The organism is Polaromonas sp., from assembly GCF_029945685.1.
Taxonomy (GTDB): Bacteria; Pseudomonadota; Gammaproteobacteria; order Burkholderiales; family Burkholderiaceae_C; genus Polaromonas.
Window position 1 is genome coordinate 261,595 of the sequence record NZ_JAQSDA010000006.1, and the last position, 19,976, is coordinate 281,570.

Genomic DNA, 19,976 nt, shown 5'->3' on the forward strand with positions numbered 1-19,976 from the left:
TCATGAAAACCACGAAACCCCTGCGGCTCGCCGCCTTCCTTCTCGCGACGCTGGCTGCGCCACTAGCTGCGATGGCCCAAGCGCCTTGGCCACAAAAGCCGGTCCGTTTGATCGTGCCTTTTGCAGCGGGAGGGCCGAGCGACGTGCTGGCGCGCACCTTTGCCCGCAACCTGTCCGATGGCATCGGACAGCCGGTCATCGTGGACAATCGCGGCGGTGCCGGTGGCGCCATCGGCATCGATGCCGCCGCCAAGGCCGCGCCCGATGGCTACACGCTGGGTTTTGCACACACCGGCACCACCTCCATCAACCCACATGTGATGGCCAAACACCCGTACGACCCGCTGAACGACATCACGCCGATTACACCCATCGTCTCCTACGCCAATATGCTGGTCGTCAATGACAAGGTACCGGCGCGCAACGTGGCGGAGTTCGTGGCCTGGGCCAAGGCCAACCCGAATTCGGCAACCTTCGCTTCGGGTGGCAACGGCACGACAAACCACCTGTCAGGGGGTGTACTGAAGTTGCTGACCGGCGCGCCGTTACTCCACATTCCCTACAAAGGCAGCGGTCCGGCGATGGCAGACGTTGTCGCAGGCAACGTGGCGTCCATGTTCGACATACCCGTCACGGTGATGCCGCAGGCTAAAAGCGGGCGGATCCGCCCCCTCGCCATTCTGAGCTCCAGACGCAGCACGTCTATGCCCGACGTGCCCACGCTGAGCGAAGCGGGTTTCCCCGGCTTCGAAGAAGCCGGCAGCGACCTGTGGTTCGGCATCGTCGCGCCCGCGCAGATGCCCCCGGCGCTGGTCGAACGCATCTATGCAGAAACGCTCAAGACCATGCGCAAGCCCGAGATGCAGGAAGCTATCCGCAACATGGCCTACGAGCCGTGGACCATGTCGCCCGCTGAGTTCAAGACCTTCATCCGCAACGACTACGCTAAGTGGGGCAAGGTGGTGAAGGCCTCTGGCCTGAAAACCGAGTAAGGGAAAATCTGATCAAGCCCCGTTAAACGGCCGGACGCTCAGATTTTCAGCGAAGGGGCGAGTTTTCAAGCTGAATTGACGCGCTGAGCGCCGCTGTCGCGGCCTCCCGGTGCGCTCCTGGCCCACTACGGGCGTGGCAATGCCAGCAATTGCCTGCGCACCATGTACAGGTTGGCCCAAGGCCGCAGCCACGAACAGCCGGTTGCCATTCTTGGCCAAACCCCGGTAGCGCACCTTGGTGAAGTTAAAGATGCGCTTGATCGTGCCGATGGCATGCTCGACCCGGGCGCGCACCTTTGACCTGCTGCGATTGATGGTGCGCTGCATCTGGCTCAGGTACTTGTACCCCTTGCCCCGGAGTTGCGTCAAATCCTGCGCCCAGGGGGCGGCCCGTTCGATGACTTCGCTTTGACCGGCGTAGGCGCTGTCACCCCACACGGCGCTTTCCTTGCCGTGCAAGAGGCTGGGCAGCACCTTGCTGTCGTGCACATTGCCGCTGGTGGCTACGACCCGGTGGATGAGCTTGCTCTTGGCATCCACCGCCACATGGGCTTTCATGCCGAAGTACCACTGGTTGCCCTTCTTGCTCTGGTGCATCTCGGGGTCGCGGCTTTGACCCGCATTCTTGGTGGAGCTCGGTGCGGCGATCAAGGTGGCATCCACGATGGTGCCCGTGGACAGCCGAAAGCCCTGGGCTTGCAGGTGAGCGCCGACCTGCTCGAACAGCCTGGCTCCCAGTTCATGGCGTTCGAGCAAATGGCGGAACTTCAAAATCGTGGTTTCGTCTGGCACCGGCTCGCGTCCCAGATCGATGCCCACGAACTGGCGCATGGACGCCGATTCGTAAAACGCCTCTTCCACTGCCGGGGCCGACAGGTTGAACCAGTGCTGCAGGAAGTGGATGCGCAGCATGCGCTCAAGACCTACCGGCGGGCGGCCGTTGCCCGCCTTGGGGTAGTGCGGCTCGATCAGGGCACATAGCTGGCCCCATGGCACGACACGCTCCATCTCGGCCAGGAAGGCCGCGCGCCGGGTCGTCTTGCCGTATTTCTCGAAACCACCACCTGCCAGTGTCATTTGCTTGGTCATATCGTTGCCCCGTTGGTTGCCTTGTGTAGCAACGTTCACGAGTCAATGCCGGTGGACTTGATCAGAGTTTCCTAAGGCCTAGCTAGTCTTACTGTGTCATTCAATTAACCTACACTGCTGTCGAAGGCAGCAAGGGCATCTTGGAAGGGTACGAGCCAGAAGCGCGCCGATATGTATTCGCAAGCTCGTGATCGAGTCCGCCACGTGGCGCTGCGCCTTCAGTTGAGCGTCGCCCTGACAAGCGGCCTCGGGCACTGCCCGCATTGCAGGTCAATAAATCTGCGTCTACATTTGTGACACAGTAAGATTAAGCGCACAAGCGGTGCGCCTAAACAGACTGCACAAAATCGGCGATGGACATGTCTGCAGCTAATACGCTATTCCCGATTAACACGTTCCAATGGGTTTCCGAACCGTGGGCCATGCGCCACTCGTGCAGGCGCCGGGTCAGCAATTGGAGGTCGCATTCTTCAGCAATGCCGATCGCGCCGTGCAGGGCGTGGGCGATGGAAGCCACCAGCACCGCCGCCTCGCTGGTGCGCGACTTGGCCATGGCGGCAGCAAGCAGGGAGGGCGTGGTCACGTCGGTGCGAAAAGCCGCTTCGGCGGCTATCGAGGCAGCAGCCACATGTTCGGCCATGACGCTCAACTGGTGCTGAACTGCCTGAAACTTTCCTAACGTTTTGCCGAACTGGATGCGGTCATTGCAATATTGCAGTGTCATTTCGAACACGCGGGTCATGGCGCCGCTGAGCAAGGCGGCGTGCAGGGCTGCCGCAAACGCCGGCAGCAGCGGGCCCGCACCGGGCACCCGGGTGGCAACGCCTTCATCAGGCCAGCGCAGGGTGGCCACCAGACTGCCATGAACGCCGGTCGCCTCGCGCCGGGCCGCTGCTGCTGGCAGCAGCAACAAAGCATCGCCATCTCTGGCCAATACGAAATCGGCTACAAGGCCGTAAGGCGTCAATGAACAAACGATGGCGCCACTGGCCTCGCGCCGCAACGCAGCGCCCAGCGTAATCATGCCAGCGGGCATCGCAAACTGCGACCCCAGCAGCGCTCGCGCCACAATCGTCTGAGCCACCGGCACCGGCACCGTGTAGCGGCCAAAGCTACTCAGGATCGGGAACAGATCGGCCAGCGGGAGGCCGGCACCGTCAGCATCCTCAGACGCCAGCAGTTCGAGGAAGCCGGCGCCCTCGATCGCCTGCCACAGCTTAAGCGGCGAGCCGCCCGCTTCAATCGCGCGCACCACGGCGGGCGTGCATTGGTCCTGGAGAATGTCTTCAATCGCTTGTGCAAACATGGAATGCTTTCGTATTCAACCTGGGTTCAGCGCAGGCCCAGACCACGCGCAATCATGCCGCGCAGGATCTCGCGCGTGCCGCCGCGCAGGGAATAGGTGGGCGCCACCTGGCTCACATAAGCCACGGCGCGGTACAGCTCGGCGTCGACCGGGGCGTCCGGATCCATAGCGATGGCGGCTTCGATCACAACGGGAATGCTCTGCTCGAATTCGGTGCCAATGTCCTTGACCAAGGCCGCTTCGACCAACGGGCTTTCCCCGTTGACGAGCTTGGCCGTGACGGCAATCGACATATTGCGCAGCGTAGCCAGGTGCGTGGCGAAGCGGCCGATGGTGGCGGCATGCGCCGACGCATGCGGACTGCGGCGCAGGCAGGTGATCCAGTGCTCCAGCAGCACGATGCTGGAATACACCCGCTCCGGGCCGCTGCGCTCGAAGGCCAGTTCGGCATTGACTTGCGCCCAGCCGCTGCCTTCATTGCCGATCAGCGCGTCGTCGGCCAGCAGCACGTTGTCGAAAAACACCTCGGAGAAATGTGCATCACCCGCCAGGTCACGGATCGGGCGCACCGTCACGCCGGGCAATGCCAGGTCGACAATGAACTGCGACAAGCCCTGTTGCCGATCCTGCGGCTCGCCCGACGAGCGGACCAGGGCGATCATGTAATGGCAGTGCTGCGCGTTGGTGGTCCAGATCTTGCGGCCGTTCAGGCGCCAGCCGCTTGAACCGTCAATTTGGCATCGCGTGGCCCGGGTGCCGACGCTAGCCAGATCGGAGCCGGCATTGGGCTCACTCATGCCGATGCAGAAAAACGCCTCGGCGGCGCAGATTTTCGGCAGGTAAAACTGGCGTTGCGCCTCCGTGCCGAACTTGAGGATCAAGGGCCCGCTCTGGCGGTCGGCGATCCAGTGCGCGGACACCGGGGCGCCGGCGGCCAGTAGTTCTTCCACCAGCACGAAGCGCGAGAAGGCGTCCAGGCTGGCACCGCCGTAGCGCGCGGGCAAGGTCACGCCGACCCAGCCCCGTGCGGCCAGCTTCTTGCTGAAGGCGGCATTGAAGCCCATCCATGAACGGGCCCGGATGTCGGCGGGCATTGGCTCAAGGCTGGATTGGAGAAAGGCCTTTACCTCGGCGCGAAACGGGTTCGTCCCGGCGGGAAGGGCGGCGAACCGGAAAGCGGATAGCAGATTGTTCAAGAAATTTTCCTCCGTGGGATTCATTCACCGCCGAGTTGATGCACCGCCCCAGGCGATGCATCAGATCGGGCTGCGCTCCACCAACTGGCTGGCGATGATCAGGCGCTGCAATTCGTTGGTGCCTTCGCCAATGCACAGCAGCGGCGCGTCGCGATAATAGCGCTCGACGTTCATTTCCTTCGAGTACCCATAAGCCCCGTGGATGCGCAAGGCCTCCATCGAGTTTTCGACCGCCGCCTCGCTGGCAAACAGCTTGGCCATGCCCGCTTCCATGTCGCAGCGCTGGCCAGCGTCATACGCCTTGGCGGCCTGCTCCACCAGCAAGCGCGCGGCCTCGGCCCGGGTCGCCATGTCGGCCAGCTTGAGCTGGATCGCCTGGTGTTCGCAGATCGGCTTGCCAAAGGTGCGCCGCAGTTGGGCATAGGCCACCGATTCTTCCAGACAGGCGCGCGCCACGCCGACGCCGCGCGCCGCCACATTGATTCGCCCAAGTTCGAGCCCGCCCATCACGTGCTTGAAGCCCTGACCTTCGACGCTGCCGACCAGATTGGCGGCTGGCACGCGAAAGTTGTCGAACACCAGCTCGGCGCTGTCGATGCCCTTGTAACCAAGCTTCTCAAGCTTCTTGGTGGACGTGAAGCCGGGGCCCTTCTCGCAGATGAACAGGCTCATGCCACGATGGCGCGGCTGGGCGTCGGGGGCGGTCTTGACCAGAACGGCAAAGGCCTGACCATGGATGCCGTTGGATATCCAGGTCTTGGTGCCGTTGATGACATAGTGATCGCCGTCGCGCCGGGCCACCGTGCGCACCGCCTGCAGGTCGGTGCCGCAGTCGGGCTCGGTCAGGGCCAGGCCCCCACGCAGCTCGCCGCTGGCAAAGCGCGGCAGAAAGTGCTGGCGCTGCGCCTCGGTGCCGTTGCGCTGCACACAGGCGGCCATGATGAGGTGCGAGTTGATGATGCCCGACACCGACATCCAGACCCGCGCGATGCGCTCCACCACTTTGGCATAGGTACTGGCCGACAGGCCCAGGCCGCCGTATTCCTCCCGGATGACGCAGCCGAACAGGCCCATCTCGCGCATGCCGGCCACGATGTCAGCGGGCCATTCGTCGGCGTGCTCCAGCCGTTGCGCCACCGGCTTGATCTCGCGTTCAACAAAGCGTTCGACGGCGTCGAGCACCAGATTTTCTTTTTCAGCATCAAAGGCCATGGGCTGGCTGGTAGTCATCAGAGGGCTCCGGAGGTGCTGGTTTTGGGGTGGGTCAGGGTGTGCGCCAGGGTGGCGGCGTCTTTGACGCGATCGGCCGTCAGCAGCGTGTCGCGCAGGCGCAGCGCCTGATCGCGCGGCAATGCCGGTAGCGCATTGCCCATGAATTTGGCCTCGATGTCAGCGGCCGTGATCGGCCGGCCCGGTGCGCCGCGGTGCGCTGACTCGCGCCAGCGCAGTTCGCGCCCGTCGTGCGTGCGCACGCGCAGTTCGCCGGAAAAGAAGGTGGGGTAATCGGCATCGGGGTCGGCCGCGTGCTCGATGCGGTCAGCCAGCGCCTGCACCTGCGGGTCAGCCAGGTGGGACGCGGCCAGTTCGGCCAGCCCGAGCTGGCCGCGCAGCAGCGCCACGGCGACCAGATGGTGGATGCTGAACTGCGACTCGTACACATTGGCCGGGCGGCGCTTGGCCGCCACCGGCTCGCACACCACCGGGTGCACCCCTTGCGGCAGCAGCACCTGCACCGAGGCGATCTCGTCAGCGCGCAGACCGGCCGCGCGCAGCGCCAGCGCGGCATCGATGCTGGCGTGCGTGAAGTGGCAGGTTGGATACAACTTGACCGCCACTTCCATCAGCTCCCAGCGCTCGCCCAGGCCGCGCGTGCACAGTGACAAATCGGCGTTCAGGCCGCGCGCAGCCAGGTGGCTGGCGTACAGGCCAAAGCGGCCTTCATACGGCTGCGACGGGCCACGGAATCCGGCACCGGCCAGCGCCGCGGCGGTCAGCCCGCTGACGCCAGCCCAGCCCGGGTGCATGCGCTTGGTCCAGGCGCCGTCGCTCAGAAACTCCATGCTGCCGGAGGCCATCGACAGCACCACGCCTTGCGCGTGCTCGAGGGCGGCCTGGTCCAGCCCCATCAGCTTGCCGGCCGCCAGCGCGCAGCCAAAAGCGCCCACCAGCCCGGTGGGGTGAAAACCAACGTCATGAAAACCGCCCCGCGCCGCCGCACCCAGACGGGCGGCGACCTCGATCGCCAGCACATAAGCTGTGATCATCTCGGCCCCCGTCGCGTGCCGCTGCGCCGCCAGACCCAGCGCCAGCGGAAAAGCGCTGGCACTGGGGTGCGTGATGGCGCCGGGGTGGGTGTCGTCGAAGTCCAGCCCGTGGACCAGGATGCCGTTCATCAGCACCGCGTCGCGCAGCGGCAGGGGTGCAAAGGCACCCATGACGGCGCTGTCACCCGCGCCGCCCAGGGCCTGCAGGCCGCGGTAGGCACAGTGCGCGAAGTCGTGCTGAGACGAGGCCAGGGCGATGCCCAATGCATCGAGCATCAGCAACTTGGCCTGTTCGACCACGGCCGCAGGCAGCATGCCGGGCTCAAGCCCGTGTGCGAAGGCGGCCAGTTGGGCGGCGATGCGGGAGGACGGGACGGCTGTCGTGTCGGCGGACATGTGAAATAACCTTTCTTGTGTTCTTCGTGTAACTCAGAGTGTGCCAAGCGTAGCAAGCGACTGAGCGTATTGCTTCTGCCGGTCCTCCACGCCGTTGACGCTGCCCCCGACCGGCCGCAGCAAGCCGTCGCGCAGGCCGTAGACCAGCCCGTGCACCTCAACTTGCTGCCCGCGCTCCCAGGCGCGGCGCAGGGTGGTGGTGCGGCACACGTTGCTGACCTGCTCGATCACATTCATCTCGCAAAGACGCGCTGCGCGCTCGTCAACGCCGGAAATGCCGTCGAGCCGATCAGCGTGTTTCCGCGCCACATCCTCCAGATGGCGCAACCAGTTGTCGGCCAGACCGGTGCGGCGCTGTTCTATCACCGCCTGCACGCCTCCGCAGCCGTAGTGACCCACCACGAGAACATGCTCGACTTTCAACACCTCGACCGCATACTGCAGCACCGTCAGGCAGTTCAGGTCGGAGTGCACCACCAGGTTGCCGACGTTGCGGTGCACGAACACCTCGCCAGGCCGCAGGCCCAGGATTTCGTTGGCCGGCACCCGGCTGTCGGAACAGCCGATCCACAGGTAGCGCGGCATCTGCTGGTGCGCCAGCCGCTCGAAGTACTGCGGATCTTCCGCAGCACAGCGCGCCGACCAGGCACGGTTGCTCTCCAACAGAGGGGCCAGGCTGGATATGGCATCTCCCTGGAGCGACATCAGCGCCCCTTCCACACCGGCTTGCGCTTCTCGGCGAAGGCACGCGGACCCTCCTGCGCGTCCTCGCTGGCGTAAGCGGCACGGTAGGTGTTGTGGGCCAGCGCCATGCCGGCCTCGCAGCCGGCGCTCATCGCCGTCATGATCGATTCTTTGCCCGCCATCACCGACAGCGGCGCGTTGTCGCGGATGCGTTCGGCCAGCGCGGTGGCGCGAGCGCGCACCGCATCCGGCGTGTCTTCCAGATAGTTGATGAAACCCAGCCCATGAAAGGTTTCGATCGGGTACAGGTCGCCGGTCAGCACCATCTCCATCAGCATCGGCTGCGGCAGCATCCACAGCAGCGGAATGGCCCAGGGGCTGCCGCGCCCGGCGATGCGCGTCTCGGTAATGCCGACTTGCGTGCCCTTGAGGCCCACGCGCAAATCCGAGTTCAGACTCAGCATCATGCCGCCGGCAATCAGGTGCCCGGTCATGGCGGCGATGATGGGTTTGGCCACGCGGCGCTGGCGGCCGTGAAACGGGTCCTTCATCTTGGTAAGGATGTCGACGCCCTCTTCCTTCTTGACACGAGCGGCCTCGCGCAGGTCGAGACCGGCGCAGAAGGTGCCGCAGTCGGCAGAAGTCAGGATGGCCACGCGCACGTTTTTATCGGCATCGACCTCGCCCCACAGATCGTGCAGCCGGTTGGCGGCTGCCGGTGACAGCGCGTTACGCATCTCGGGCCGGTTGATCTTCACGGTGGCAATGCCATCGCGCACTTCGTACAGAACCGTTTCTGCTTCAATCATGTCTTGCTCTCCTGTTAAAAAATTGCTTGCTCTGCTCATACGGCCGCTGATTCGTCAGCGCCTTCGTCGCATGGTTCACGCCGTGACCGATTTCACGCGTTGTAGACCATGTCACCTTCTCTTCGTGCGACTGCTGAACGCACAAGCTCTTGCGTCAACTGTTCCATCCAGTGGTCGATGGGAACCGAAGGAACAAACCTCTGGTGAATGAGCTGAAAGTAGCTGGTGTTGGTGGCCCATCTGACAAAATCTGCAAAAGGCATTTGCTGCTGATCAAGCAGTTTGAATTTCAGCAACACCTTGACCGCGTGATGCGCATGCCGCTCTGGGCTCTTGACGAAGGCGCTCAGGCGCTCACGCGCGTTGGCCAGCACCTCGGCTCGGTAGCCAAATACCGGGCCGTGGCCGGGAATGACCCAGCGCGGGTCAAGCCGCTCGATCAGGTCGAATGTGGCGGCCACCTCGTCGAATGCGGCGTCACCGTCGAGCTCCGGAAACACCACGCCGAAGCCTTTTTCCCACAAGGCATCTGCCGAAATCAAGGTTTGGGACCGAGGCTCAAACAGAATGACGGAATGGGGATCATGGCCTGGTGCCGCATGGACTTGCCACGGCGTATCGGCCAGCTGGATTTCCGTGCCCGGTAAAAGAAGGCCATCGAACTTGAACCGGGGGCAGTGTTGCCCGGATGGCACATAGTTCAGAGCGACGGGGTCCCATGTCGAGACCAGTGATGCATGGCCGGGCGGAATGAGGGTTTGAAGTTCTGGATAACTGCGCTGGAGGGCGGCATTGCCGCCGCAGTGGTCACTGTGCAGATGCGTATTGAGCAGCAAATCCAGCGGCCGCTGCTGCAAGGCGGCGCTGACCAGCCCGGTGGTTTGTTCCGCATGCGTGCTGTAGCCGCTGTCAACGAGTGCGCTGGACGCCGAGCCGAGGAACAGAATGTTGTTGGAGGACAGCCAGCCGCGCTCAAAAACTTGAATACCGCTCGGAAGTTGGATGTTGGTCATAGGCTGTCTCGGACACGTCATTTTTAACGATTGATAACACCATGTTTGCAGAGATGGGCGCGCATGGTGGATTTACCGCCGCTTATTCCGCGGTGCCCTCGGACTCAACCACGGCCACCACCAGGCCGCGCTCGACCATCTGTCCGGCCTGCACCGACAGCAAGCGCACCACCCCATCGTGGTCGGCATTGATGCGCAGCTCCATCTTCATCGACTCCATCGTCGCCACCACGTCGCCGGCGCGTACCCGCTCGCCAACCGCCACATGGGTTTTCAGGATCATCCCCATCATCGGCGTGCGCAACTGGCCGCTGGCCTGGCGGCCGGTGGCGGCCTGGCTGAGGTAGGAGGTCACGCCGATGGCGTGGGCGGTGCCACCGCCCTGCACAAACACGGTATCGTCGCTGCGCACGATGGTCAGTACCTCATGACGATCCCCCATGCGCAAACGCCAATCGCCCCCGGCGATGGCGGCCAGCGCCAGGCGAACCCGCTCGGCGCCGATTTGCACCGTCACTTCGGGCTCGGGCGAGACGGCGCCGAACCGGACCTCGTGCGTTGTGCCGCCCGAGTGCAGCAACAGCGCCGGAACCGGCGTGAGCCCGTCGTCGCCGGCGTGCATCTGCCAGCCCGTCACGTCCAGGGCCGACCAGGCCCCGAATTGCTTGCCGCTGCGCCGCGCATCGAGCAACCACCAGGCCGCCGCCGCGGCCAGCCGCTCCAGCGGCGCGCTGCTCGCGCCCTGACTCCCCTCGGCCAGCACCTCGTCAATCAGACGGGTGTGGAAGCTGGCGTCGCGCGTGGCGGGCAGGGCCAGCAGGCGCTGCAGAAAAGCGCAGTTGGTTTCGACACCGTGGACCTGGGTTTCGCCCAGAGCCAGGCTCAGGCGGTCCAGCGCCGCCTCGCGCGTGGGCGCATGCGCAATCAGCTTGGCCAGCATCGAGTCGTAGTACGGCGTGACTGCCATGCCGGCCCGCACCCCCGATTCGACCCGCACGCCAGAAGTCGGGAACCGCACCGCGATCAGCTCGCCGGTGGAGGGCAGGAAATTTTGCGCGGCATCCTCGGCGCAGACCCGCGCCTCGACCGCGTGGCCCTGCACCCGCACCTCGCTCTGGCGCAAGGGCAGCCCCTCGCCGGCGGCAATACGCAGCATGACCTCCACGATGTCGATGCCCGTCACCTCTTCGGTCACCGGATGCTCGACCTGCAGCCGCGGGTTGACTTCGAGAAAGTGGTGCTGTTCGCCCTGCACGATGAATTCCACCGTGCCGACGCCGCGGTAGCGCAGCCGCTGCCCCAAGCGCACCGCGTCACCGAGCATGGCCTCGCGCAGCGCCGGAGCCAGGTTCACCGCTGGCGCCTCTTCAATGACTTTTTGATGGCGCCGCTGCAGCGTGCATTCGCGCTCGAACAGGTGAATCACTTCGCCATGGCCGTCGCCGACGATCTGCACCTCGATGTGACGCCCGCGCTCGACAAAGGCTTCGACGATCAACGCCGCGTCGCCAAAGGAGCTTTTGGCTTCGCGCATGGCCGACTCGATGGCCTCCATCAGTCCGTCCAACTGCTGCACCACCCGCATGCCCTTGCCGCCGCCACCGGCGGCCGCCTTCAGAATCACCGGCAACGGTAGTCCGCGCACGATGGCCGCCACCTCGGCCGCATCGCGGCTCGGCAACTCGCTGCCGCCGAGTACGGCAACGCCGGCGGCGCGCGCCTCGCGCTTGGCCGAGGCCTTGTCGCCCAGGCGCTCAATGACCTCGGGCGTCGGCCCGATGAAGACCAGGCCGGCCGCCTCGACCGCGCGCGCGAACGCCGCGTTCTCGGCCAGAAAGCCAAAACCCGGATGAATGGCCTGCGACCCGGTGCGCCGGGCCGCGTCGATCACCGCGTCGATGCGCAGGTAGCTCTCGGCCGCCGCCGCGCCGCCGATCTCGATCGACTCGCCGATCAGGTCGACATGCAGCGCATCACGATCAGCACTCGAATGCACGCCGGCCGCCGCGACGCCAAGGCGGCGGCAGGTGCGGGCGATGCGGCAGGCGATCTCGCCGCGGTTGGCGATCAGGATTTTCTTAAACATGGTACTCAGCGTCCTGTCCAGCGCGGCGGGCGCTTTTCGTTGAAGGCCTTCACGCCCTCCAGCCTGTCGGCCGAGGACACCAGCACGTTGTAGGCGGCGATGTCGAGCATGTAGCCGCTGTGGAAGTCAATCTCGCCGCCGCGCGAGGCGGCCAACTTGGCGTAATGCACCGCCATCGGGGCGGCCAGCACGATGTCGCGCGCGTCGGCCACCGCGGCGGCAAGCGCCGTGCCCGGCTCGGCCAGCTCGGTCACCATGCCCCATTCGGCGGCTTCTTCGGCCGAGAAGCGGCGCGCGGTGAGCAGCAGTTTCTTGGCCCGCCGCATGCCGACCGCGCGCACCAGGTTCTGGATGCCGCCGCCGCCGGGCATGATGCCGCGCCGCAGTTCGGGCAGCGAGAACACCGCCGCGCGCGAGGCCACGATGTAGTCGCACATCAGCGCCAGCTCGCAGCCGCCGCCATGCGCGTGGCCTTCGACGGCGGCGATCACGGGCTGCGGAAAATCCTTGACGGCCAGCAACACCTCTTCGGCGAGCTGGTGCTGGCGCCGCCATTGGCCGTCGGTCATGCCGTCGCGCTGCTTGAGGTCGCCGCCGGCCGAGAAGGCACGCTCGCCGGCGCCCGTGAAGATCAGCACGCGCAGCGCGTCGTCGAACGCCAGTTCGTGCAAGGCCTCGCGCAACTCGACGAACATCTGCGTGTTCATCGCGTTCATGACCTCGGGGCGGTTGAGCACCAGGGTGCGGATGCCATCGGTGGCCTCGGTGCCGGGCGCCGTTTCGATGCGCAGTGTCGTGAATTCCATCGTCTTGTTCCTTGACTCAGTACGAACGGGGCATGCCCAGCAGATGTTCGGCCACCTGGGCCAGCACCAGGTTGTTGGATATCGGAGCGGTGCGGAACAGCCGCGTCTCCTTCCACTTGCGCTCGATGTCGTATTCGCAGGCCACGCCGTAGCCGCCAAAGGTGGTCATGGCCGCTTCGGCGGCTTCCCAGGCGGCTTCGCTGGCCAGGTACTTGACCATGGTCGCCTCGCGCCCGCAGGGCAGACCGGCGTCGAACAGCGTGGCGGCCTTGTTGCGCATCAGTTCGGCGGCCTCGATGTTCATGTGCGCGCGGGCGATGGGGAACTGCACGCCCTGGTTTGCACCGATCGGGCGGTCGAAGACGACACGCTCGCTGGCATAACGCGAGGCCTTCTCGACGAACCATTTGCCGTCGCCGATGGCCTCGCTGGCCACCAGCAGGCGCTCGGAATGCAGCGAGTCGAGCAGATAATAAAAACCCTTGCCTTCCTCGCCGATACGGTCGTCGTCGGTGACCTCAAGGTTGTCAATGAAGACCTCGAAGGTGTGGTGATTGATCATGGTGCGGATTGGCTTGGCCTTGAGCGAGGCGCCGGCCTTGGCGATGTCAACCAAAAACAGGCTCAGGCCTTCCGTCTTTTTGGTCACCTCCTCGAACGGCGTGGTGCGCGCGATCAGCAAGTACATGTGCGAGTGGCTGTAGCGCGAGGTCCATATTTTTTGGCCGTTGATGACATAGCCACCGGCCACCTTGCGCGCGAAGGTCTTGATGCGCAGCGTGTTGGAGCCAGCATCGGGCTCGGTCACGCCGAAGGCCTGCAGGCGCAGGCTGCCGTCGGCAATGCGCGGCAGCGTCTTGCGCTTTTGCGCCGCGCTGCCATGCCGCATGATCGAGGCCATGGTGTACATCTGGGCGTGGCACGACGCGCTGTTGCCTCCGTTGTGGTTGACCTCTTCCAGGATGGTGCAGGCGTCCATCAGCGACAACCCGGAGCCACCATATTCCTCGGGAATCAGCGCGGCCAGCCAGCCGGCCTTGATCATGGCTTCGACAAAGGCCTCAGGGTAGGCACCGTCCTGCGCGCACTGGCGCCAGTATTCGGGGCCAAAGCCGTCGCACAGGGCTTTGACGGCGGCGCGAATCTGCACTTGTGTTTCGGTGTAGCTAAAGTCCATGAATGCTCTCTGAAAAATTGTCAACGCACTCAGGCGATGACCGAGCAGCGGCGCAGCTCGGCAAGCTCTTGCGCATTCAGGCCAAGTGCCACCAGCACCTCGTCTGTGTGCGCGCCCAGCGCTGGCGGGCTCTGGCCGGTGCGGCCACGCCGGCCCTGCGAATTGATCGGCAGGCCCATCGCCTTGTGCTCAGGCGCGCCGGTAACCGGCAGGTCGGTGAGCATGTCGACCGCGCGCACCTGTTCGTGCGCCAGCACCTGTGCCACGTCATGCATTTCACTGCACGGTGCGCCCGCCGAGCGCAGGGCCGCCACGTTGGCCGCAGTGCTGCGCAGCCGGGTGCGCGCTTCCAGTGCGGTGTGCAGCGCTTCGCGGTTGGCGATGCGCTGCGACATGCCGACAAAGCGCGCGTCCACGGCCAGTTCGGGCTTGCCCAGCGCGCCGCAAACCTTGGCAAACAGCCGGTCATTGGCGGCGGCGATGAAAACCTTGCCGTCTGCCGTGTCAAACAGCTCGTAGGGCGCCATCATCGCCATGGCCGAGCCCATCTTGCGCGGAAGTTTGCCCGTGGCCAGGTAGTTGGCTACCGAGACGGTCATCCACGACAGGCCGGTCTCGAGCAGGCTGGTATGCACGGCCATGCCCTGGCCGGTGCTGGCGCGGCGCAGCAAGGCCGCCAGAATGCCGGTCGTCGCCCACATGCTGGTGCCCATGTCGATCAAGGACACCCCCACACGTGCCGGCTCGTCGCCCTCATGGCCGCTGACGCTCATGATGCCGGTGAAGGCCTGCATCAGCGGGTCATAGCCGGGCAGCGCGCGCATCTGCCCGACCTCGCCAAAGGCGCTGATCGCGCAGTACACCAGGCGCGGGTTGGTGGGGTGCAGGTCGTCCCAACCCAGGCCGCGCGACTCGGCGCTGCCCGGCTTGAGCGAATGCACCAGCACGTCGGCCGTGGCGGCGAGCCGGCGCGCCAACTGCTGGCCCGGCGCGGTATCCAGGTCGATGCACACGCTCTTCTTGTTGCGGTTGAGCGCCAGAAACCCGGTCGACTGGCCGCCTATTTCAGGCGGTTTCCACTGGCGCGCGTCGTCGCCGCTGCCCGGACGTTCGATCTTGATGACCTCGGCACCGAGGTCGCCCAGAGTCTGGGCGCAGAAGGGGCCGGCGACGTTTTGCGTCAGGTCGAGCACGCGGCAGCCGGAGAGAATAGTTTCGAGCATGTTCAATACCGTGGACTAAAAGATTACATGCGGAACACGCCGAAGTGCGTGTCGCGCGGCGGCACACGGCCCGCCAGCTCCAGCAGCAAAGCCATGGTGTCGCGCGTTTCCAGCGGGTCGATCACCATGTCGCACCACAGGTTGGAGGCGTAGTTGTAGGGGCTGGAAAAGCTCTCGAACTGCTCGCGTATCGGTTGCTTGAATTTCTCGCGCTCTTCGTCGCTCCAGCTTGTGCCCTCGCGCCGGTGAATGTTCTCGCGCACCAGACCCAGCGTGGTGGCGGCCTGCTCGGGGCCCATCAGCGCGGCGCGGCCGGTGGGCCACATCATCATCACGTTGGGCTTGAACGGGCGTCCGCACATGGCCAGGTAGGCCGCCGCGTACGAACCGCCGGTGATCAGCGTGTAGCGCGGCACGTTGGCCGAGGCCATGGCCGTCATGAACTTGGCGCCGTGCTTGGCGATGCCCTGCTGCTCCACCGCTTTGCCGACCATGAAGCCCGACACATCGGCGATAAACAGCAGCGGGATGTCGCGCTGGCAGCACAGCTCGATGAAGTGCGCGCCCTTGAGCGCGCTCTCGGAGAAGATCACGCCATTGTTGGCCAGAATGCCGATCTGGAAGCCCTTGATGCGCGCAAAGCCGCAGATCATGGTGTCGCCATACAGCGGCTTGAACTCCTGCAGGTCACTGTCGTCGATCAGCCGCAGCAGCACTTCGCGGTTGTCGGTCGGATGGCGGTTGTCGGCGCTGACGATGCCGTAGATTTCGCGCGGGTCATGGCGCGGCGGCAGCGGCGGAGCCACATCCCAGCGTTGCTTGGCCACGGTGCCGAGGTTGGCCACGATGCCACGCACGATGGCGATGGCATGGCCGTCGTTCTCGGCCAGATGGTCAGTGACGCCGCTGATGCGGCTGTGCATCTCGCCGCCGCCCAGGGTTTCAATGTCAACCTCTTCCTTGGTGGCTGCATACACCAGTTCGGGCCCGGCGAGGAACATCGCGCCCTGATTGCGCACGATCACCGCCTCGTCGCACAGCGCCGGCAGATAGGCGCCGCCAGCGGTGGACGGCCCGTGCACGGTCGCGATCTGGGTGATGCCCTCGGCCGACATGCGGATCTGGTTGTAGAAAATGGAGCCGAACTGGCCGTCGTCGGGGAAAATATGCGCCTGCTCCGGCAGGTTGGCGCCGCCCGACTGGACCATGGTGATGCACGGCAGCCGGTGCTGCCAGGCGAACATCTGGGCCCGCACATGCTTTTTAGCGGTGATGCCGTAGTAGGTGCCGCCCTTGACCGTGGCATCGTGGATCATCAGCATGCAGGCGCGCCCGCACACCAGCCCCACGCCGGTGATGATGCTGCCGCCCGGCGGCACGCCCTCGTACAGGCCGTCGCCGGCAAGCTGCCCGAACTCGAGGAAGGGCGATCCGGGATCGAGCACGGCGGCCAGGCGCTCGCGCGGCAGCAACTGCTTGCGCTTCTTGTGCAGCAAGCGCGCCTTCTCGGGGCCGCCGATCAGGGCACGTGCGCGGCGTTCATGCAGATCGACAATGCGCGCCTCGTAGGCTTCACGGTTGCGCTGGAACTCGGGCGAGTTCGGCGCGGCGGTAGATGTCATCAAGCTCATCGAAGCGGCCCTTTAAGTGGATCTGCCGGCCACGCGGCTCGGTATGGGTCGGTTATCACGCGATCAGACCGGCGCACGCAGCGCCGCAAAGCGCTGCAGGTGGTGGTCGGAGCTGCCCAACAAGTTGCAAAAGAGGGTGAGACGGCGAAAGTAGTGGCCGATGTCCAGCTCCTCGGTCATGCCTACGCCGCCGTGCAACTGCACCGCCTGCTGCGCCACGAAGCGGGCGCGCTCGCCAATGGCCGCCTTGGCCGCCGAGACAGCGCGCGAGCGGGTGGCCGCGTCGGGATGCTCGGCATGCAAGGCCGCCATCATCAACAAGGAACGGCTGGCCTCGACGGCGGCAAACATGTCGACCAACCGGTGCTGGATGACCTGGAAGCTCGCAATCGGAACATCGAACTGCTTGCGCGTGCTGGCGTACTCGCCGGTTTTGCGCAGCAGCGCGTCCATGGCGCCGAGTGCGTCTGCGCAAGCCACCACGATGCCCAGATCAATCAACTTCTCCAGCAACGCCATGCCCTCGCCTTTGACACCCAGCAACGCGTCCTGGCCGAGCACGACCTGGTCCAGCACCAAATCGCCAGCCCGGCTGCCGTCGTAGGCCCGATAGCCCGCCACCTGCACGCCAGGCGTTTGGGCGTCGACCAGGAACAGGCTGATGCCCCGACGCTCGTCCACCGCCCCCGAGGTTCTGGCAACGACAACGAAGCCGTCGGCCCAGGGGGCGCCCAGCACGCCGCTCTTGCGACCCGACAGCAGCCAGCCACCGTCCTTGGCCGTGGCACGCGTGGTCACATAGCTGAGTTCATGGCGGGCATCGGCCTCGCCGTGCGCCAATGCGAGTATCCGCTGGCCGGACGCGAGCCCGGGCAGCCAGGCCGCCTGCTGCGCCGGACTGCCCGCGCGCGTCAGCGCCTGCGCGCCGAGCACCGTGCTGGCAAGATAGGGCTCGACCACCAGCGCAGCCCCCATCGCCTCGGCGACCTGGATCAGCTCGACCACGCCGCCAAAGCCGCCATGCCCCTCGAGCAGTCCGAGCCCAAGCCAGCCGAATTCGCCGAATCGCTGCCAGTGCTCGCGGCTCATGCCGGACGCTGACGCGACGATCTGGTTGCGGGCATCGAAACCATACGCGGCACGCAGATACTTCTGTGCCGCGTCGCGCAGCATCGTCTGTTCTTCGGAGAGTTCGAAGTTCATGGTCTTCCTTTACCCCTTAGCGCGCGCCGGCCAGCAGCATCTTGGCCAGCACATTCTTCTGCACCTCATCGCTGCCGCCGTAAATCGTGGCGGCGCGCGAGAAACAGTAGTGCGGCATCGCATGGGCAAACCGCCCGTCACCCAACTCGCCTTGCGCATGCCAGGGCCAGGCCTGATCGGCGGCAATTTCAACATCAAGTTCAGACAGGGTCTGCTGCACCGCCGTGCCCATGGTCTTGAGCAGCGAGGACTCCGGCCCCGGCGCCTTGCCCGAAGCGGTGGCCGCAAGCACGCGGAAGTTGGTGTATTCAAGCGCCATCAGTTCGATCTCGGCGCGCGCCAGCTTGAGCCGCATCGCCGCGTCTTCGGCCAGCGGGCGACCGCCCGAGCGGCGCTCGGCGGCGGCCACGCGCAGGTTGGACAGATGCGCCTTACAGTCGGCCACGCCGGCAATGCTGGTGCGCTCGTGCGTCAGCAGGTACTTGGCAATGTCCCAGCCCTGGCCCTCGCGGCCAACCAGGTTTTTCCTGGGCACACGAACGTCGGTGAGGAACACCTGGTTCAGGTGGTGTTCGCCGTCGATCGAGACGATGGGCTTGACATCGATGCCGGGGCGGTCCATCTCGATCAGCAGGAAGGAGATGCCTTCCTGCTTCTTGCCGGTGCTGGCGGTGCGCACCAGGCAGAACATGTGCGTGGCCCAATGCGCATAGGTGGTCCAGATCTTGGAGCCGTTGATGACGTAATCGTCGCCATCGGCCACGGCCGTGGTCTTCAGGCTGGCCAGGTCGGAGCCCGCGCCCGGTTCGGAATAGCCCTGGCACCACCAGTCTTCGCAGCGGCGGATGCGCGGCAGGTACTGCGCCTTTTGCTCCGGCGTGCCAAAGGCGATCAGCACCGGCCCGAGCATGATGACGCCCATCGACAGCCCCACCGGCGCGCTGGCCGCCGCGCGCTCGAGGTCGAAGATGTAGCGCTGCGTCGGCGTCCAGCCCGGCCCGCCGTATTCCCTGGGCCAGCCGTTGACGAGCCAGCCCTGGGTGTCGAGCCGGCGCTGCCATTGAACGATGTCGTTCTTTTGCAGCATCTCCCCTGTGACGGTCTTGCGCTTGAGCTCGGTCGGCGTGTGGGCCTTGAACCAGGCGCGAACCTCTTGCTGGAACGCCATGTCTTCTGGGCTGAAATCGATGTCCATCGTGGGCCTTTATGCGCTTGCGGCTTGCGCTTTAGATCGAGATTCCGCCGCCGCAGATCAGCGTCTGGCCGCTGACGTAGTTCGATTCGGGAATGCACAGCAGGTAGACCGATCCGGCCGCCTCCTCGGGCGTGCCGCCGCGACCCAGCGGAATGGTGCGCTCCATCATTTCCAGCAGATCAGGATTGACGCCGACCTTGATCTTGCGGCCCTCGACATCAATCGATGCGTTGCCGCCGGCCGAAGCTTCCGTCAGCCGCGTCTTGATCATGCCAAAAGCGACGGCGTTGACGTTGACCTTGTAACGCCCCCACTCCTTGGACAGCGCCTTGGTCAGGCCGATGATGCCGGCCTTGCCCGCCGAGTAATTGGCCTGGCCCGCGTTACCGCCGGTGCCGGCGATGGACGAGATGTTGACCACCTTGCGGAACACCTCCTGTCCGGCTTCGGCTTCCTTACGCGAGGTGACGCGGATGAACTCCGCGGCGGCGCGCAAAATTTTGAACGGCGCGGTCAAATGCACATCAATAATGGCGTTCCACTGCTCGTCGGTCATCTTCTGAACCACGTTGTCCCAGGTGTAGCCGGCGTTGTTGATGATGATGTCCAGGCCGCCGAAGCTGTCAATCGCGGTCTTGACGAAGCGATCAGCGAAACCGTCGGCGGTGACGCTGCCCACGCAGGCCACGGCAATGCCGCCGGCCTTCTTGATGTCGGCCACGGTCTGCTCTGCCGGGGCTGCGTCGAGGTCGTTGACGACCACTTTGGCGCCTTCGCTGGCCAGCTTCATGGCGATGGCACGGCCGATGCCGCGGCCCGAACCTGAAACGATGGCCACTTTGCCTTCGAGTTTTTTCATGATGCGTGTCCTTGCTTGTGATTAAAAGGAAAGAAATAAAAAGTCGG

General features: G+C 65.0%; 17 protein-coding genes. 1 reads left to right on the forward strand and 16 read right to left on the reverse strand.

Going from position 1 to position 19,976, the window contains the following annotated elements; genetic code table 11:
- The first annotated feature begins 2 nt into the window (after nt 1–2).
- Complete coding sequence (locus tag PSV26_RS03735; RefSeq protein ID WP_300567917.1) at nt 3–992, forward strand: tripartite tricarboxylate transporter substrate binding protein; 990 nt, start codon at nt 3–5, stop codon at nt 990–992.
- Nucleotides 993–1,117: 125 nt separating this feature from the next.
- On the opposite strand, the gene PSV26_RS03740 is transcribed toward PSV26_RS03735, so the two are convergent.
- The 16 genes from PSV26_RS03740 to PSV26_RS03815 all read right to left on the reverse strand — a co-directional run bounded on the left by PSV26_RS03740 (nt 1,118) and on the right by PSV26_RS03815 (nt 19,929).
- Nucleotides 1,118–2,069 (reverse strand): IS5 family transposase gene (locus PSV26_RS03740; RefSeq protein ID WP_300568073.1). Its coding sequence is split into 2 segments (ribosomal slippage): nt 1,118–1,168 and nt 1,170–2,069, totalling 951 coding nucleotides; the frame shifts between segments, so codons are not numbered across the junction.
- A gap of 340 nt (nt 2,070–2,409) precedes the next feature.
- The gene (locus PSV26_RS03745; protein WP_300567920.1) at nt 2,410–3,387 is read right to left on the reverse strand and encodes an acyl-CoA dehydrogenase family protein; all 978 of its coding nucleotides are present in this window, start codon (nt 3,385–3,387) and stop codon (nt 2,410–2,412) included.
- Between the two features lie 26 nt (nt 3,388–3,413).
- Complete coding sequence (locus PSV26_RS03750) at nt 3,414–4,583, reverse strand: acyl-CoA dehydrogenase family protein (RefSeq protein WP_300567924.1); 1,170 nt, start codon at nt 4,581–4,583, stop codon at nt 3,414–3,416.
- Nucleotides 4,584–4,643: 60 nt separating this feature from the next.
- The gene (locus PSV26_RS03755) at nt 4,644–5,813 is read right to left on the reverse strand and encodes an acyl-CoA dehydrogenase family protein (RefSeq protein WP_300567927.1); all 1,170 of its coding nucleotides are present in this window, start codon (nt 5,811–5,813) and stop codon (nt 4,644–4,646) included.
- On the reverse strand, nt 5,813–7,243 hold the full coding sequence (locus PSV26_RS03760; protein WP_300567930.1) for an MmgE/PrpD family protein: 1,431 nt from the start codon (nt 7,241–7,243) through the stop codon (nt 5,813–5,815). Before PSV26_RS03760 ends, PSV26_RS03755 begins: the two co-directional genes overlap by 1 nt.
- Before the next feature lie 33 nt (nt 7,244–7,276).
- Nucleotides 7,277–7,948 carry a carbonate dehydratase gene (gene can / locus PSV26_RS03765; RefSeq protein WP_300567933.1) on the reverse strand — a complete coding sequence of 224 codons (672 nt, stop codon included), beginning with the start codon at nt 7,946–7,948 and terminating at the stop codon, nt 7,277–7,279.
- The gene (locus PSV26_RS03770) at nt 7,948–8,736 is read right to left on the reverse strand and encodes an enoyl-CoA hydratase-related protein (RefSeq protein WP_300567936.1); all 789 of its coding nucleotides are present in this window, start codon (nt 8,734–8,736) and stop codon (nt 7,948–7,950) included. The genes can and PSV26_RS03770 overlap by 1 nt, the downstream gene beginning before the upstream one ends.
- 92 nt (nt 8,737–8,828) lie before the next feature.
- Nucleotides 8,829–9,749, reverse strand: a complete 921-nt coding sequence (locus tag PSV26_RS03775) for an MBL fold metallo-hydrolase (RefSeq protein WP_300567938.1) — start codon at nt 9,747–9,749, stop codon at nt 8,829–8,831.
- Between the two features lie 82 nt (nt 9,750–9,831).
- On the reverse strand, nt 9,832–11,835 hold the full coding sequence (locus PSV26_RS03780) for a biotin carboxylase N-terminal domain-containing protein (protein WP_300567941.1): 2,004 nt from the start codon (nt 11,833–11,835) through the stop codon (nt 9,832–9,834).
- 5 nt (nt 11,836–11,840) lie between these two features.
- On the reverse strand, nt 11,841–12,641 hold the full coding sequence (locus PSV26_RS03785) for an enoyl-CoA hydratase-related protein (RefSeq protein WP_300567944.1): 801 nt from the start codon (nt 12,639–12,641) through the stop codon (nt 11,841–11,843).
- Between the two features lie 16 nt (nt 12,642–12,657).
- Nucleotides 12,658–13,818: an acyl-CoA dehydrogenase family protein gene (locus tag PSV26_RS03790; protein ID WP_300567946.1), complete on the reverse strand. Its 1,161-nt coding sequence runs from the start codon at nt 13,816–13,818 to the stop codon at nt 12,658–12,660.
- Nucleotides 13,819–13,847: 29 nt separating this feature from the next.
- Nucleotides 13,848–15,041 carry a CaiB/BaiF CoA-transferase family protein gene (locus PSV26_RS03795; RefSeq protein WP_300567949.1) on the reverse strand — a complete coding sequence of 398 codons (1,194 nt, stop codon included), beginning with the start codon at nt 15,039–15,041 and terminating at the stop codon, nt 13,848–13,850.
- A 23-nt stretch (nt 15,042–15,064) separates the two neighbouring features.
- Nucleotides 15,065–16,672, reverse strand: a complete 1,608-nt coding sequence (locus PSV26_RS03800) for a carboxyl transferase domain-containing protein (protein WP_300567951.1) — start codon at nt 16,670–16,672, stop codon at nt 15,065–15,067.
- A 63-nt stretch (nt 16,673–16,735) separates the two neighbouring features.
- Nucleotides 16,736–17,875, reverse strand: a complete 1,140-nt coding sequence (locus PSV26_RS03805; protein ID WP_300567953.1) for an acyl-CoA dehydrogenase family protein — start codon at nt 17,873–17,875, stop codon at nt 16,736–16,738.
- A gap of 16 nt (nt 17,876–17,891) precedes the next feature.
- On the reverse strand, nt 17,892–19,070 hold the full coding sequence (locus PSV26_RS03810; protein WP_300567955.1) for an acyl-CoA dehydrogenase family protein: 1,179 nt from the start codon (nt 19,068–19,070) through the stop codon (nt 17,892–17,894).
- A 31-nt stretch (nt 19,071–19,101) separates the two neighbouring features.
- The gene (locus tag PSV26_RS03815; protein WP_170954822.1) at nt 19,102–19,929 is read right to left on the reverse strand and encodes an SDR family oxidoreductase; all 828 of its coding nucleotides are present in this window, start codon (nt 19,927–19,929) and stop codon (nt 19,102–19,104) included.
- Between the last annotated feature and the right edge of the window lie 47 nt (nt 19,930–19,976).